A 14,998-nucleotide genomic window follows, 5' to 3' on the forward strand; every position below is an offset into this window, starting at 1 on the left:
CGCTTTTACATGATCCACGCATGACCACGGACGTTTCCGCCCAACCTCCCGCGCAGCCGCCCGGCGCTCTTCCGCCTGGAGAGCCCGGACAGCAGCCTCCGTCCGATGCGCCGCCGCCCAGGCGCCGTCGCGGGCGGTTGTTGCTGAAAACGCTTGCCTGGATGGTCGCCGTGCTGGTGCTGCTGGTCGCTGTGGCGATCGGCCTGCTGTACGGCGCGCTGACGACTGAGCGTGGCACGGCTTACGCGTGGCAGGCGGCCGTCAAACTGCTGGGCGGCAAGCTGACCGGCACGCTCGAGAGCGGCGCCATCGCCCACGGCGTGCAACTTCGCCAGGTACGCTGGCGCAGTCTCGACGGCAGCGGCACCGATATCCAGATCGACCGCGTGGCCGGCCGCTGGGAACTGACACACAAGCCCTGGCGCTTCGCGATCGACTATCTGCATGTCGGTACGATCGACGCCCGTATCGGCTCGTCGTCGTCGAGCAGCAGCGGGCCGCTGAAACTGCCGCAAGACTTGCGCTTGCCGATGCAACTTGAGGTGCGCGACGTGCAGGTCGACAAACTGCTGTTGCACGAGGGCGGGTCGACGACCGAGCTGTCCCGTTTCATGTTCCATGGCCGCAGCGACGGCCGGCACCACGAGGCCGCGATCGAGCGGCTCGACACGCCGTTCGGCGCCGTGACGGCAACGGCGAAGCTAGATGGGGTGCGTCCGTTTCCGCTGACCGGCGATCTCGGCTATTCGGGCAAGGTCAACAACGAGGCGGTGCAGGTGGGCGGCCATCTGAGTGGGTCGCTGGAGAATCTCATCGCCGAACTCGATGCTAGCGGCATGAAGCTCGCCGGCCATGCGCGAGTCGAGGCCACGCCGTTCGGCGACGTGCCGTTGCAACGCGCCACGCTGACTTTTGATCACATCAACCCGCAGGCGTTTGCACCAGGCGCACCGCTGGCGGATCTGGCCGTGCGGGCGGAACTGCAGCCGGTGGGGCCGGATGCGGCTGGTGGCGTGACGTTGGGTGCGGCTAGTGGGGCTAGTGCGGTGAGTTCGGCCAGCGCTTCCCGCGCCGCGAGCACCGCCGGCGCCAGCAGCGCTACTGGTATTGCCGAGCCGCAACACGTTGTCAAAAACGGCAAAGGCGGCGTCAACACCGATGCAGCAGCAAAAGCCGCAGCGGGGTTCGCCGTCGCAGGTCATATCTCGATCGTCAACGCCAAACCTGGTGCGATCGACCAGAACCTGCTTCCTGTGATCGATGCCAACGCCGACGTGCGGCTCGACGCGCAGGCGCAGCGCATTTCGAACCTGATGGTGCGGCTCGTGAAAAGCGCCACGCTTACTGGCGGCGGCGCGCTGACCGGCAAACGCGGCCAGTTCGATCTGCAAGTTGCCGGACTCGACCTGAACGCACTTGAAGCGACCGTGCGGCCTACCCAGCTTTCCGGTCCGATCGGCATCCGTCTGAACGACGACGTGCAAAGCCTGACACTCGATCTCGCCGACCCGAAAGCGGGGTTGCGCGCGCAAGGCAAGGTGACCTTCGATCCCGCGCGCTTGAGCTTCAACGACGTGCGTGTCACGTCGGGCAAGGGCCGCATCGATCTGTCCGGTGCGCTTAAGCACGACGCGAATTCCACCTACAACCTGAAAGCGCAGCTGACTGATTTCGATCCGTTGACGCTGACTTCGCAGATGCCGTCCCGCACGCCGGTAACGGGCCCGGCGCCTGCGGCAAGTACTGCCAAAAACGTGAAAGGTGCGAAAGTCGCACAAGGCGCGGCAGAAGCGGGCAGCACCGCCGGTGCGAAAAGCGCTGCCCCTGGCGACAAGGCCGCCGCCGTGGTGAAGAACACCGCCAAGGCCGCCGTGCGGACCGAAGTGGTTCAACGTAAAACGCCGCCGCCCAGACACACTGCGCCGCCTGCCCACAAGATCGAGGCACGCGTGAACGGCACGCTCACCGCGGCCGGCATGCTCGGTCCGGTCTTCACGACCAAGGCCGAATTCAAACTCGGCCCGAGCGTCTACGACGGCCTGCCGTTGACGGGCGGCGGCGTGGTCCAGTTGTCCGGCTCGCGGATTCTGCCGAGCCGCGCGAATCTCTCGGTGGCGGGCAATCAGGTGGATTTGCAGGGCAGCTTCGGCGCGCGCGGCGACCGGCTGCGTTTCCGGGTCGATGCGCCGGAACTTGAACGCCTTGGTTTCGGGCTCGCCGGTCTTATCGCCGCGGATGGCGACGTCACCGGCTCGTTCGCGCATCCGAATGTCGTGCTGAACTACAAGGCGGACAGTGTGGTGTTCAGCAGTAACCGCATCGGCCATGCGGAAGGTCACGCCGAACTGCGCGACGGCGCAAACGGCGCGCTCGTTTTCACGACCGACGCGCGCAATCTCAGCGCCGGCGGCGTCGATCTCACCACGCTCACGGCGCGCCTGTCGGGCACGCGTGCAAACCATACACTGGAGGCGGCGGCCACCGGCAAATTGCAGGATCGTCCGCTCGATCTGACGCTCGCCGCCAACGGCAAATTGACTGAAGCACGTGACGGCACGCGCTGGGACGGCACCGTGACCCGTCTGCAGAATCGCGGCACACCGGCGTTGAATCTCGAGTCGCCGCTCGCCGTGAGCGCCGGGCCGAACCGCCTGACGCTCGGTGCGACCCGCCTCACGCTCGAAGGCGCGGTGCTGAGCCTGAAATCGTTCGCGTTCGACCACGGCAAGATCCAGTCCGCGGGCACCTTGACCGACATTTCGCTCGCGCGCCTGCAGGATCTGCGGCGGCAAATCACCGGCGAGCCACCGGCCGTCAAAACCGATCTGGTATTCGACGGTGACTGGGATTTCGCGCTCGGCAGCACCGCGAGCGGCCACGTCCAGCTGAAGCGTCGCAGCGGCGACGTCACGGTCGAGATCGGCCGTGGTCTGGCCTCGCTGGGCATCACGGATATGACCGCGCGCGCTGAATTCAGCGGCGGCAACCGGCTAAATGCGACCGTGCACGCGCAGGCCAGCCGGATCGGCGTGATCGACGCCGACGCGCACACCACACTCGTGACGCGCGACGGCTTCCTGACCGTCAACGAGGAGGGCGCGGTCAGCGGGAATGTGAATGCGAACGTGCCGTCGCTGAAAACGACCGGCGGGTTGTTCGGGCCGAGCTATCTGCTCGACGGCCACCTCGCGCTGAAACTCGCGCTCGGCGGCACGGTCGCCAAGCCGAACCTGACGGGGTCGCTGATCGGCGATGGCTTGTCAGCGACGATGGTCGACCAGGGCGTGCAGTTGAAGGACGGCGTGGTGCGCATCGCGCTCTCGCAAAATCTGGTGGACTTCCAGCAGGTCGAGTTTCACGGTGCAAGCGGCACGCTGCGCGCCACCGGCCGTGTGCGCCTGGATGGCGCGGAGCCGGATTTGACCGCGAGTATCGTCGCGGACAAGCTGGAATTGTTTGCGGCGCCGGACCGCAATCTGTCGCTATCAGGCAGCGCGAGCGTGGCGAACGCGGGGGCACAGGGCGGCATGGCGATCAACGGTAAATTCGTGGTCGATCACGCGCTGTTCGATATGCCGGAGCAGTCCGCGCCGAAGCTTGGCGACGACGTGGTAGTGGTGCGTCCGGACGGCACGGTGGCGGGCGAGCGGCCACCGCCGCAAGTGGCAGGCACCAACAAGCCGATCGGTCCGTTCGCGCCGCGCGCCAATATCGATATTAGTCTCGGCAACAGCTTCCGTTTCCGCGGCATGGGCGCGGATCTCGGCCTGAGCGGCACGATCACCGCGATGAGCGCGCCGAACCTGCCGTTGCGGGCGGTCGGCAATGTCCGTGTGACTCAGGGTTCGACCTATACCGCGTTCGGTCGCAAGCTCAACATCGAGAATGGCTTCTTCACGTTCAACGGTCCGGTGGCCAATCCGGGGATCAACATCCTCGCTATGCGCCGCAATCAGCAGGTCGAGGCCGGCGTGCAGGTCACGGGCACCGTCCAGTTCCCGGTCGCGAAGCTGGTGTCCGAACCGAACGTGGCGGATAACGAAAAGCTCTCGTGGCTGCTCTTCGGACACGGCACGGATCAGGGCAACAACCTCGGTCAGCAAAGCACCATGACAACCGCGCTCGCCCTGCTCGGCAGCGCGAGCGGCAAACGGATCGCGCAGACCTTCGGGCTCGACGAATTCTCGATCGGACGAAGCGAAGTCGGGCTGACCGATCCGCAAGTGGTGATGGTGTCGAAGGCGATCAACGAGTGGCTCGTGGTGGGCTACGAGCAGGGTCTGCAGTCGGCGAGCAATGCGATCAAGGCGACGGTAAACCTCACGCGCTATTGGTCGGTCGCGGCGTATGGCGGCACGTTCGACGGCATAGAACTGCTGTACACACGGCGCTTCGATCAGATTCGGTGGTGAGCTGATCAAGGCGACAGCGATGGCCGTGGTCTGAGCGAGGCTACGACACAAAAGAAAACGGCACGCCTTTTAAAGCGTGCCGTTTTTTGTTGATGCCTGCAGCGTTCGACGCCGCGCGCTTTACTTCACGCGCATGCCCGGCTTCGCACCGCTATCCGGCTCGATCACGTAGAGGCCCGGTTCGGCTTTCTCGTCAGTGGCCGAAGCCGCCAGCACCATCCCTTCGGACAGACCGAACTTCATCTTGCGCGGCGCGAGGTTCGCGACCATCACCGTCAGCTTGCCGACCAGTTGCTCCGGCTGATAGGCCGACTTGATGCCCGAGAACACGTTGCGTGTCTTCTCTTCGCCGATGTCGAGCGTGAGTTGCAGGAGCTTGTCCGAGCCTTCCACCGCCTTGCAGTCGACGATCTTCGCGATGCGCAGGTCGACCTTGGCAAAGTCGTCGATCGAGATGATGCCAGGCGTTTCATCCTTATCGGCGCCGGCTGCTTTCGCTGCCTTCGACTTGGCCTTCGCATCCGCCGGCGCCGCGGCTTCCGGCGTGGCTTGCAGCGAGTCGCGATTCGCTGCGATGAGCGCTTCGATCTGCTTCGGATCAACGCGCGTCATCAAATGCTTGTACGCGTTGATCGGGCGCGAGGAGGAGAGCGGCACGTTCGCGTCGGCCCACACCAGCGGTTCGATGCCGAGGAAGGCTTCGACCGCTTCCGCCAGCTTCGGCAGCACCGGCTTGAGCGCCAGCGACAACAGGCGGAATGCCTCGATGCTTACGCTGCAGGTTTCGTGCAACGCGACCGCATTCGCCGCGTCTTTCGCCTGATCCCACGGCTTGGCGGAGTCGACATACGCATTGACCGCGTCGGCCAGTTCCATGGTCTGACGCAGCGCGCGGTTGTACTCGCGCGCTTCGTAGTTCGCGGCGATTTGCGGCACGGCGGCGCGCAGCGTGGCGAGCAGAGGGTGCTGCATCGCGCTGTCTTGCACGCGGCCCTCGAAACGCTTGATCAGGAAACCGGCGGCGCGGCTCGCGATGTTCACGTACTTGCCGACCAGATCGCTGTTCACGCGCGCCTGGAAGTCGTCGAGGTTCAGGTCGAGGTCTTCCATCGTGCTGTTCAGCTTGGCCGCGAAGTAATAGCGCAGCCATTCCGGATTCAGCCCCGTGTCGATCACGCTTTGCGCGGTGATGAACGTGCCGCGCGACTTCGACATCTTCGCGCCGTCCACCGTCAGGAAGCCGTGTGCGAACACGTTGGTCGGCGTACGGTGGCCCGAAAATTCGAGCATGGCCGGCCAGAACAGCGTGTGGAAATACAGAATGTCTTTGCCGATGAAGTGGTACTGCTCGGCGGTCGAGCCCTTGCGAATCCACGCGTCGAAGTCGAGGCCGCGCTTGTCAGCGAGGTTCTTGAAGCTCGCGTAATAGCCGATCGGCGCATCCAGCCACACGTAGAAATACTTGCCCGGCGCGCCCGGAATTTCGAAGCCGAAATACGGCGCGTCGCGCGAAATATCCCAGTCGGCGAGCTTGGCTTCGCCGGCGTCGCCGAGCCATTCGCGCATCTTGTTGGTGGCTTCCGGCTGTGCCAGACCGCCCACCCAAGCGCGCAGGAAATTCTCGCAGCGCGGATCGGACAGGCGGAAGAAGTAGTGCGTCGAAGTCTTACGAATCGGTGTGGCGCCTGAGACGACCGAATACGGATTGATCAGATCGGTCGGCAGATAAGTCGAACCGCATACTTCGCAGCTGTCGCCGTATTGATCTTTCGCGCCGCACTTCGGGCATTCGCCCTTGATGAAGCGGTCCGGCAAGAACATTTCCTTGACGGGGTCGTATGCCTGTTCGATGTCACGCGCTTCGATCAGGCCGGCTTCCTTGAGCGCCAGATAGACCGATTCGCTCAGCACGCGATTCTCTTCGGAATCGGTCGTGTAGTAATTGTCGAACGAAATCCCGAAGCTGTCGAAATCGCGCTTGTGTTCCTGCCAGACGCGGTCGATCAGCTGCTTCGGCGTCAGACCTTCCTTTTCCGCGCGCAGCATGACCGGGGTGCCGTGTGTGTCGTCGGCGCCCACGTAGTAGACCTCGTGCCCGTGCATTCGCAACGTCCGGACCCAGATGTCCGTCTGGATATATTCAACCAGATGGCCGATATGGATTTGCCCGTTCGCATACGGAAGGGCCGACGTGACGAGAACCTGGCGACGGCCTGACGGCGCGCCTGCGGAGAGATCGGTTGCGGGTGCTGACATAAGGATGGTGGGAGCCTGCGGTGGGACGAAACGTTGATTCTAGCAGGGCCGGCGTTTGGCGCGGGCTGGGCCGCCTGGGCCGCGGCTGGGTCGCTGCAAGGGTAGGGTGGTGTGTCCCTTAGGGAGATTCCTGCGGAACGAAAACCGAGCGCCCAAAAAAAACCGGGGCTATTAACCCCGGAGCAACAACGACAAGAGGAGAATGGTGACGCGGCGGCTTCGCCAGCCACGTACCGTAAAGACAGACCGCGGATTTTCGGCAGAGTTCGAAATTTTTTTCGTTCTCGTGCGAGATTTTGTTTCCCGCGCTTTTTACGGCTTGCCGGACGCCGCCGGCCAAACTGGCAAATGCAGCCGCCCGGCGCCCGGTTGTTTCTCCCTCTTCAGGTTGTGCCCTTATTGCGTGGCGTGCTGAGCTGTGGCGCGCAGATAGATTTCCACGCGACGGTTTGCGGCACGGCCGGCTTCGGTGTTGTTGTCAGCGACCGGCTGGTTCTGGCCCATGCCTTGTGCCGACAGGCGTTGCGGCGCGACGCCGCGTTGCCCCAGGTAGCCCGTCACGCTTTCCGCGCGATTGACCGACAGCGTCTGGTTATAAGCCGGCTGACCCGTGCTATCCGTATAGCCGATCACCTGGGCGATCAGTTCCGGATTTTGCTGCATGGTCTGCGTCAGTTGATCCAGCACCGGCGCGAACGACGGCTTGACCGCATAGCTGTTGGTGTCGAACGTGACCGAGCTCGGGATGTTCAGCTTGAGCGAGCCGTCGGGCTGCTCGGTGATCTGCGTGCCGGTGCCCTTGGTGGCGCCCGACAGCTTGTTGTGAATCGCTTGCCAGTTGTAGCCGGTGATGCCCCCCACCGCCGCGCCGACGCCTGCGCCGATCGCCGCGCCCTTGCCGCCGCCGAAGATTGCGCCGAGTGCCGCGCCGGTGCCGGCGCCCACGCCCGTACCGACGGCCGTGTTAGTGCCTTGTTGGGTTGCGCAGCCAGCCAGCAACGAACCGGCAACGGCAAAAACAGCCAGGCGAGTCATGAGTTTTGCGTTCATTTTCTGTGTCCTCTTGAGTGAAGCGAGTAAAGCGGGTGGAAGCGATAAATCTATCCGTCGGACGTGACGGCCGTAAAGCGCGCAAGTCGACAATATGAGAATCCTGCGTCTTCCCTGGTCCCGGTCCGACAGCGGAGAAGGGTCTTCCGGCAAGGCTTGGCGCCAGCCACTACAATGATGACTGAAGTACGCAGCGATGCGACCCCATGCGTTCCGCCTGCCCGAAGGGTGCACGGCACGCCTGGTTTTAGCAATGCTGCCTAACAATTTTTTTCAAATTCTGGCGCGTGGCGGAGACTTGGATTCCACCGCGCCGCAAGTGTTCCCCACGGAGTGTCAATGAGTATCGATCGGGCTTTGGTCGACGCTGCCCTCGCGGCCGTCACTGACCCCAACACGGGCAAGCCCTACGCGGCTGCCAGGAACATCAGGAACGTGGCCGTGGAGGGTGACACGGTTAGCCTCGAGGTGGTACTCGGCTATCCGGCCAAACGGCAGTTTGAAGCGATTCGCACGCAATTCACCGATGCGCTGAAAGCCGTTTCCGGCGTGGCAAACGCGCGCGTCGAGGTGTCCCAGCAAATCGCCGCGCATACCGTGCAGCGCGGCGTCAAACTCTTGCCGAACGTTAAAAACATCGTCGCGGTGGCGTCGGGCAAAGGCGGCGTCGGCAAGAGCACGACCGCCGTGAACCTCGCGCTGGCACTGGCGAGCGAAGGCGCGTCGGTCGGCATTCTCGATGCGGACATCTATGGCCCCTCGCTGCCGATGATGCTCGGCATTACCGGCCGTCCGGAATCACCCGACGAAAAGTCGATGAATCCGATGACCGGCCACGGTCTGCAGGCCAACTCGATCGGCTTTCTGATCGAGCAGGACAACCCGATGGTGTGGCGCGGCCCGATGGCCACTTCAGCGCTCGAACAGCTGCTGCGGCAGACCAACTGGCAAGATCTTGACTACCTGATCGTCGACATGCCGCCGGGCACCGGCGACATTCAGCTGACCTTGTCGCAGCGCGTGCCGGTGACGGGCGCCGTGATCGTCACGACGCCGCAGGACATCGCGCTGCTCGACGCGAAGAAGGGGCTCAAGATGTTCGAGAAGGTCGGCATTCCGATTCTCGGTATCGTCGAGAACATGGGTATGCATATCTGCTCGAATTGCGGCCACGAAGAGCATATCTTCGGCGCGGGCGGCGGCGAGCGGATGGGCAAGGAATACGGTGTCGACGTGCTCGGCAGCCTGCCGCTCGACATCGCCATCCGCGAGCAGGCCGACTCCGGCAAACCCACCGTCGTGGCGGACCCGCAAGGGCGCATCGCGGAGATCTACCGGTCGATCGCGCGCAAGGTTGCGATCCATATCGCCGAGCGGGCGCGCGACATGACCTCGAAGTTTCCCAGCATCGTCGTCCAGAACACCTGACTCGCCGTTCGGACAAGGGGTTAAAGCGGGGCCAAGTCGCCAATTTGCGGCTGGTCTCGCGGTATCATGTCGACTTCACAAGTTCGGCTCGGCGGCCGCAGGGGCGGCCACCAGGCCGGCAAGAGGATCGCATGGGAAAACGAATCGACGGGCAGGCGGTGCATGCGTTCATCGTCCTGGCTGCCAGCAGTGTGCTGTTATGCGGCTGTAGCACGTTCCTGAGACCACAGGAAAAGCGTGCTGACGCGCAGTTGCTGCCCACCGTGGGCAATCAGGCACGCGGTCTCGTCACGTTCATCGAGCGTTCGGACGGTGTGCAGGTCACCTACAATCTCTCCGGCTTGCCGCCCGATAGCGACCATGCGTTGCAGGTGCATGAGCGTGGCGACTGCAATGCCGCCGACGGCTCCAGCGCCGGCCCGGTGTTCTCGCCGGCAGCCGAGCGTCTGAAAACCGGCGCCCGGGTCGAAGGCGATCTCGGCAACATCCATGCGGACGCGAACGGCGTGGCCACCGGCTTCATCGTTGCGCCGGACGTGTCGCTCGACGGTATCCGCTCGGTGCTGCAACGCGCGGTTCTGCTGCATCACGACGCGACCGACCCTTACGCGTATCCGCAGCATGGCGCGGGCCCCGCGCTCGCATGCGGGTTGATTCGCCAGTGAGGGCAATGCCCTGCGGGTTCATCCGGCGCAAGCGGTTAGCCGTTTGAATGGCCTTGCGGCAAGCCTTTCGCGGTGCCGGGGACGACTCTCAGGTCCCTTCCGCGGCAGCATTCTCCTGATCGCGTAAAATAAGCGCCTTTCGGCGGGGGCGCGTAGCCGGGGGCGCCCAGCCCGGAGCGCGTAATCGGCGGCGCCCGGCCCGGACCTTATGCCGGATCGTTACCCGTCACACATCTGTCACTCAAGTCGAGCAGCGTTCACCTATGACTATCAAATCCGACAAGTGGATCCGGCGCATGGCCGAGTCGCACAACATGATCGAGCCGTTTGCACCGGATCAGGTCCGCGTCTCCGAAGACGGCCGGAAGATTGTCAGCTACGGCACCTCGAGCTACGGCTACGACATCCGCTGCGCCGACGAATTCAAGATCTTCACCAACATCAACTCGACCATCGTCGATCCGAAGAACTTTGACGAGAAGTCGTTTGTCGACTTCAAGGGCGATGTCTGCATCATCCCGCCGAATTCGTTCGCGCTGGCCCGTACCGTCGAGTATTTCCGCATTCCGCGCAGCGTCCTGACCGTGTGTCTGGGCAAATCCACGTATGCGCGTTGCGGGATCATCGTGAACGTGACGCCGTTCGAGCCGGAATGGGAAGGACACGTCACGCTCGAATTCTCGAATACGACACCTTTGCCTGCGAAAATCTACGCGAACGAAGGCGTCGCCCAGGTGCTGTTTTTCGAAAGCGACGAAATTTGTGAAACGTCGTACGCGGATCGCGGCGGCAAATATCAAGGTCAGCACGGCGTCACGTTGCCCAAGACGTGACGTCGGCAGCGTACTGACCCACCAGCTATTCGGGTGACCGCTGCTTAGTCAAATGCAGCGGTCGTTCTTTTTGGAGAATCGCCCATGAAGTTTCGTTTTCCCGTCGTCATCATTGACGAAGATTTTCGCTCCGAGAATATCTCGGGTTCCGGCATCCGGGCTTTGGCCGAAGCTATTGAGAAAGAAGGCGCGGAAGTGCTCGGGCTGACGAGCTACGGCGACCTGACTTCGTTCGCGCAGCAGTCGAGCCGCGCGTCGTGCTTCATCCTCTCGATCGACGACGACGAGTTGCTGCCGTACGTCGATAACGTAGTGGTGGAAGGCGAGACGCCGGAACTGGCGGCCGCGATCATCGCGCTGCGCGCGTTCGTGACCGAAGTGCGCCGCCGCAACGCCGATATTCCGATCTTCCTGTACGGCGAAACGCGCACCTCGCGCCACCTGCCGAACGACATCCTGCGCGAACTGCACGGCTTCATCCACATGTTCGAGGACACGCCGGAGTTCGTCGCGCGCCACATCATCCGCGAGACCAAGGTGTACCTGGATTCGCTCGCGCCGCCGTTCTTCAAGGAACTGGTGCAGTACGCGGACGAAGGCTCGTATTCGTGGCATTGCCCGGGGCACTCGGGCGGCGTGGCGTTCCTGAAGAGCCCGCTTGGCCAGATGTTCCACCAGTTCTTCGGCGAGAACATGCTGCGCGCCGACGTGTGTAATGCCGTCGACGAACTCGGTCAGCTGCTCGATCACACCGGCCCGATTGCCGCCTCCGAGCGCAATGCTGCGCGCATCTTCAGCGCGGACCACGTGTTCTTCGTGACTAACGGCACCTCGACCTCGAACAAGATCGTCTGGCACGGCACGGTTGCACCGGGCGACATCGTGCTGGTGGACCGCAATTGCCACAAGTCGATCCTGCACGCGATCACGATGACCGGCGCGATTCCGGTGTTCCTCACGCCGACGCGCAATAACTTCGGCATCATCGGCCCGATTCCGCGCAGCGAATTCGAGCCGGAAAACATCAAGAAGAAGATCCTCGCGAATCCGTTCGCGCGCGAAGCGTTGGCCAAGAATCCGGACCTCAAGCCGCGCATCCTGACCATCACGCAGAGCACTTATGACGGCGTGATCTACAACGTCGAGATGATCAAGGAAATGCTCGGCGACTGGCTCGACACGCTGCACTTCGACGAAGCGTGGCTGCCGCATGCCGAGTTCCACGAGTTCTATCAGGACATGCACGCGATCGGCGCCGGCCGTCCGCGCATCGGCGCACTGGTGTTCGCCACGCACTCCACGCACAAACTGCTGGCCGGTATTTCGCAGGCTTCGCAGATCGTCGTGCAGGATTCGAAGAACAGCCGCTTCGACAAGCATCGCTTCAATGAAGCCTATCTGATGCACACGTCGACCAGCCCGCAGTACGCGATCATCGCCTCGTGCGACGTGGCCGCGGCCATGATGGAAGCGCCGGGCGGCACGGCTCTGGTTGAAGAGTCGATTGCCGAAGCATTGGATTTCCGCCGCGCGATGAGCAAGGTCGACGCCGAATACGGCGACGACTGGTTCTTCAAGGTGTGGGGCCCGGAGACGTTCGCGGAAGAAGGCATCGGCTCGCGCGAAGACTGGATGCTGCGCCCGAACGATGCATGGCACGGCTTCGGCCCGCTCGCCGACGGTTTCAACATGCTGGACCCGATCAAGGCGACCATCGTCACGCCGGGTTTGGATATGGACGGCGGTTTCGGCGAATCCGGCATTCCGGCTGCGATTGTCACGAAGTATCTGGCCGAACACGGCATCATCGTCGAGAAGACCGGCCTGTATTCGTTCTTCATCATGTTCACGATCGGCATCACCAAGGGTCGCTGGAATTCGATGGTGACGGAGTTGCAGCAGTTCAAGGACGACTACGACAACAACCAGCCGCTGTGGCGCGTGCTGCCCGAGTTCGTCTCGCATCATCCGATGTACGAGCGTGTCGGTCTGCGCGATCTGTGCGAGCAGATTCACAGCGTGTACCGCGCGAACGACATTGCGCGCCTGACGACCGAGATGTACCTGTCGAGCATGGAACCGGCAATGAAGCCGTCGGACGCGTTCGCCAAGCTCGCGCATCGCGAGATCGACCGGGTACCGATCGACGAACTCGAAGGCCGCGTCACGTCGATCCTGTTGACGCCGTATCCGCCGGGTATTCCGCTGCTGATTCCGGGCGAGCGCTTCAACAAGACCATCGTCAACTATCTGCGTTTCGCGCGCGAGTTCAACGAGCGCTTCCCGGGTTTCCACACGGATATCCACGGGCTTGTCGGCGAAACCATCAACGGGCGCATCGAATACTTCGTCGATTGCGTGCGCGCCTGACGATGTGGGTGGTGAAGTCCCTGCTGGGTGCTGACGGCTGGCGGCGCGCGTTTGGCGCGCTGGCCCTGACATCGGCGCTGTCGGTGGCCGCGCTCGGCATCGCGCCGCTTCAGGCGCATGCCGAAGTCGCCGCTGCCGACCCGATCGACGCGTCGATGCGCACCTGTCTGGCGCGCAGTGACATGTCGTCGACGGCGGGGCAGGTGCAGTGTATGGACAACGCGCGGATCGGCTGGAAGGCCGCGTTGGACGGCGCATGGCAGCAGCTTCAGGCGAAGTTGCCGCCGGCGCAGCGCAAAGCATGGGAAAAGAGCCAGGCAAGCTGGCTGGCCTCGCGCGATGTCGAGAAGCAGTTGCTCGCTGCCGTGTTCGAGACGACGCACGGCACGATGTATGTGCTGGCCGAAGCCGATATGCAATTACAGCCGGTGCGTGACCGCGCGCTTGCGCTGCGCAGCGCCCTGGCCAAGGTCAGCGCCGGCGGCGGAGACTCACCGCGCCGTCTGCGCGCCTGTACGGCGGACGCGCAATGCGAGCACGCGATGTTCGATCTGAACCGCTATTACCGCCGCTTGCAAGCGAAGATGCCGGCGCGCTCGCGCCCGACGCTTGCACGTGCCCAAAAGGCCTGGACTGCGTATCTCAACGCCGCCACGCCGGTGATCGATGAAAACAGCCGTATCGATATCATCGGTGCGCGGGTGGCGACGCTCAAACGCTTGTCGGAGACGGTCGGCAACAGCTGAGTGTTCGCGGCTTACGTGAGCACATGGCTTTCGGCTTGCGACGCGGGCCGCGCAACGGCCGGCTCTCCTAGCAGATCACGCATGGCGTCTTCGATGCCGAGCGACATCGATTCGAGCGCGAGGTCGTTGTCGTCGATGCCGAAGGGCTCTTCGATCTGCGCGGCGATCGCTTCGTGCGCCATGAAGGTGTACGCGACGAACACCGCGAAGACTGGCGTGAAGATCCCGATGCTGTCGACCAGTCCGAACGGCAGGGACGCACAGAAGAAATACACCGTGCGGTGAATCATCACCGAGTAGGCGAAGGGCAGCGGCGTCGACACGATGCGCTCGCAACCGCCGATCACATCCGACAGACCATTCAGATTCCGATCGAAGGCGAGCACTGCCATCGGATCGATCGCGCCTGTTTGCGCGTGGCGCTGCACCCATTCCCCGAGAAACAGCAGGAGTGTTGCCGGTTTGTAGCGCGACGCTATGACGCGGTCAAACAGCGTCTTGGGCAGGCGTGCGGCGAGATCTTCGCGCGGATCGCTGTCGCGGAGCTGGTGGCGTAGGGCATGGGGGAGGGCGCTGAGGGCGGCGACGAACTCCTTGATGTCTTCCTTTGGCAGCTGTTTATTTTGCAGCGTGAGGGCCTGGCGGGTAAGCGAGCGGGACTCGTTCAGGAGCTGGCCCCAGAGCTTGCGGGCTTCCCACCAGCGGTCGTAGCTGGCGTTGTTGCGGAAGCCTAGAAACACGGCTAACGCTATGCCCAGCAGGGAGAATGGGGTGGTGGTGTTGAGATTGAGCGAGACCGGCAGCAGGTGGTCGTGGGCGGCGACTGCCACGATCGCGATGCAGAAAATGAGGAATAGCCTGGGCAGCAGTTGCGGGAGGACGGAGCCTCTCCAGGCAAGCAGCATGCGGAACCAATGGAGGTGGGGGCGGATGATCATCGCAGCGGGGGTTTTGCCTTCGGCGGGTGGGGGTCTATTATCGCTAATGGCAGTGGGGCATGGTTTTTTTTGCCTTTGGCGGCGGCATTGGCCGTGTTCTTGGGGCTTTGGGCTTTCCTTGATCTGGCTTTGGTGCCTTTCCTTGAATTGTTAGTGGTCTATTAGCGTTGCCCCTGTGCGGGGCGGCACTGTAGTGGTCCAATGACTATGGACACCTCTAAAGGGGATAATTCTCCAAACGAGGTGAGAAATGAGCAGACGGAACATACCCGAAGAATTCAAGGCAGAAGCGGTACAACT

General features: G+C 63.1%; 9 protein-coding genes. 6 read left to right on the forward strand and 3 right to left on the reverse strand.

Annotation, left to right across the window (positions count from 1 at the left end; genetic code table 11):
• The first annotated feature begins 20 nt into the window (after positions 1 to 20).
• A complete protein-coding gene (locus KHO30_RS29205; RefSeq protein ID WP_211703054.1) occupies positions 21 to 4,412 on the forward strand; it encodes a translocation/assembly module TamB domain-containing protein in 4,392 nt (1,463 codons plus the stop codon).
• Positions 4,413 to 4,532: 120 nt separating this feature from the next.
• Here the strand turns inward: KHO30_RS29205 and metG are convergent, their stop codons facing one another.
• Both metG and KHO30_RS29215 read right to left on the reverse strand, forming a co-directional pair.
• A complete protein-coding gene (metG, locus tag KHO30_RS29210) occupies positions 4,533 to 6,668 on the reverse strand; it encodes a methionine--tRNA ligase (RefSeq protein ID WP_211703055.1) in 2,136 nt (711 codons plus the stop codon).
• Positions 6,669 to 7,064: 396 nt separating this feature from the next.
• Entirely contained in the window at positions 7,065 to 7,718 is a 654-nt protein-coding gene (locus KHO30_RS29215; RefSeq protein ID WP_093636247.1) for a YiaD family glycine zipper/OmpA-like lipoprotein, read from the reverse strand.
• Positions 7,719 to 8,057: 339 nt separating this feature from the next.
• Between KHO30_RS29215 and apbC the strand changes: the two genes are divergently transcribed.
• The 5 genes from apbC to KHO30_RS29240 all read left to right on the forward strand — a co-directional run bounded on the left by apbC (position 8,058) and on the right by KHO30_RS29240 (position 13,760).
• Complete coding sequence (apbC, locus tag KHO30_RS29220) at positions 8,058 to 9,146, forward strand: iron-sulfur cluster carrier protein ApbC (protein WP_200618748.1); 1,089 nt, start codon at positions 8,058 to 8,060, stop codon at positions 9,144 to 9,146.
• Positions 9,147 to 9,277: 131 nt separating this feature from the next.
• Positions 9,278 to 9,811: a superoxide dismutase family protein gene (locus KHO30_RS29225; RefSeq protein ID WP_093636251.1), complete on the forward strand. Its 534-nt coding sequence runs from the start codon at positions 9,278 to 9,280 to the stop codon at positions 9,809 to 9,811.
• 263 nt (positions 9,812 to 10,074) lie between these two features.
• A complete protein-coding gene (gene dcd / locus KHO30_RS29230) occupies positions 10,075 to 10,644 on the forward strand; it encodes a dCTP deaminase (RefSeq protein ID WP_028200499.1) in 570 nt (189 codons plus the stop codon).
• Positions 10,645 to 10,728: 84 nt separating this feature from the next.
• The gene (locus KHO30_RS29235; protein ID WP_093636253.1) at positions 10,729 to 13,014 is read left to right on the forward strand and encodes an arginine/lysine/ornithine decarboxylase; all 2,286 of its coding nucleotides are present in this window, start codon (positions 10,729 to 10,731) and stop codon (positions 13,012 to 13,014) included.
• A gap of 2 nt (positions 13,015 to 13,016) precedes the next feature.
• Positions 13,017 to 13,760, forward strand: a complete 744-nt coding sequence (locus tag KHO30_RS29240; RefSeq protein WP_211703065.1) for a lysozyme inhibitor LprI family protein — start codon at positions 13,017 to 13,019, stop codon at positions 13,758 to 13,760.
• 11 nt (positions 13,761 to 13,771) lie between these two features.
• Here KHO30_RS29240 and KHO30_RS29245 read toward each other — a convergent pair whose 3' ends face one another.
• Entirely contained in the window at positions 13,772 to 14,698 is a 927-nt protein-coding gene (locus KHO30_RS29245) for a bestrophin family protein (protein ID WP_200618747.1), read from the reverse strand.
• Between the last annotated feature and the right edge of the window lie 300 nt (positions 14,699 to 14,998).

Origin of the sequence: Paraburkholderia aspalathi, assembly GCF_905220735.1 — a bacterium.
GTDB classification, from domain to species: Bacteria; Pseudomonadota; Gammaproteobacteria; order Burkholderiales; family Burkholderiaceae; genus Paraburkholderia; species Paraburkholderia aspalathi.

Coding starts and splice junctions, on each gene's coding strand:
- KHO30_RS29235 (WP_093636253.1), top strand. CDS start 10,729: ATGAAGTTTCGTTTTCCCGTCGTCATCATTGACGAAGATTTTCGCTCC.
- KHO30_RS29240 (WP_211703065.1), top strand. CDS start 13,017: ATGTGGGTGGTGAAGTCCCTGCTGGGTGCTGACGGCTGGCGGCGCGCG.
- dcd (WP_028200499.1), top strand. CDS start 10,075: ATGACTATCAAATCCGACAAGTGGATCCGGCGCATGGCCGAGTCGCAC.
- apbC (WP_200618748.1), top strand. CDS start 8,058: ATGAGTATCGATCGGGCTTTGGTCGACGCTGCCCTCGCGGCCGTCACT.
- KHO30_RS29205 (WP_211703054.1), top strand. CDS start 21: ATGACCACGGACGTTTCCGCCCAACCTCCCGCGCAGCCGCCCGGCGCT.
- metG (WP_211703055.1), bottom strand. CDS start 6,668: ATGTCAGCACCCGCAACCGATCTCTCCGCAGGCGCGCCGTCAGGCCGT.
- KHO30_RS29245 (WP_200618747.1), bottom strand. CDS start 14,698: ATGATCATCCGCCCCCACCTCCATTGGTTCCGCATGCTGCTTGCCTGG.
- KHO30_RS29215 (WP_093636247.1), bottom strand. CDS start 7,718: ATGAACGCAAAACTCATGACTCGCCTGGCTGTTTTTGCCGTTGCCGGT.
- KHO30_RS29225 (WP_093636251.1), top strand. CDS start 9,278: ATGGGAAAACGAATCGACGGGCAGGCGGTGCATGCGTTCATCGTCCTG.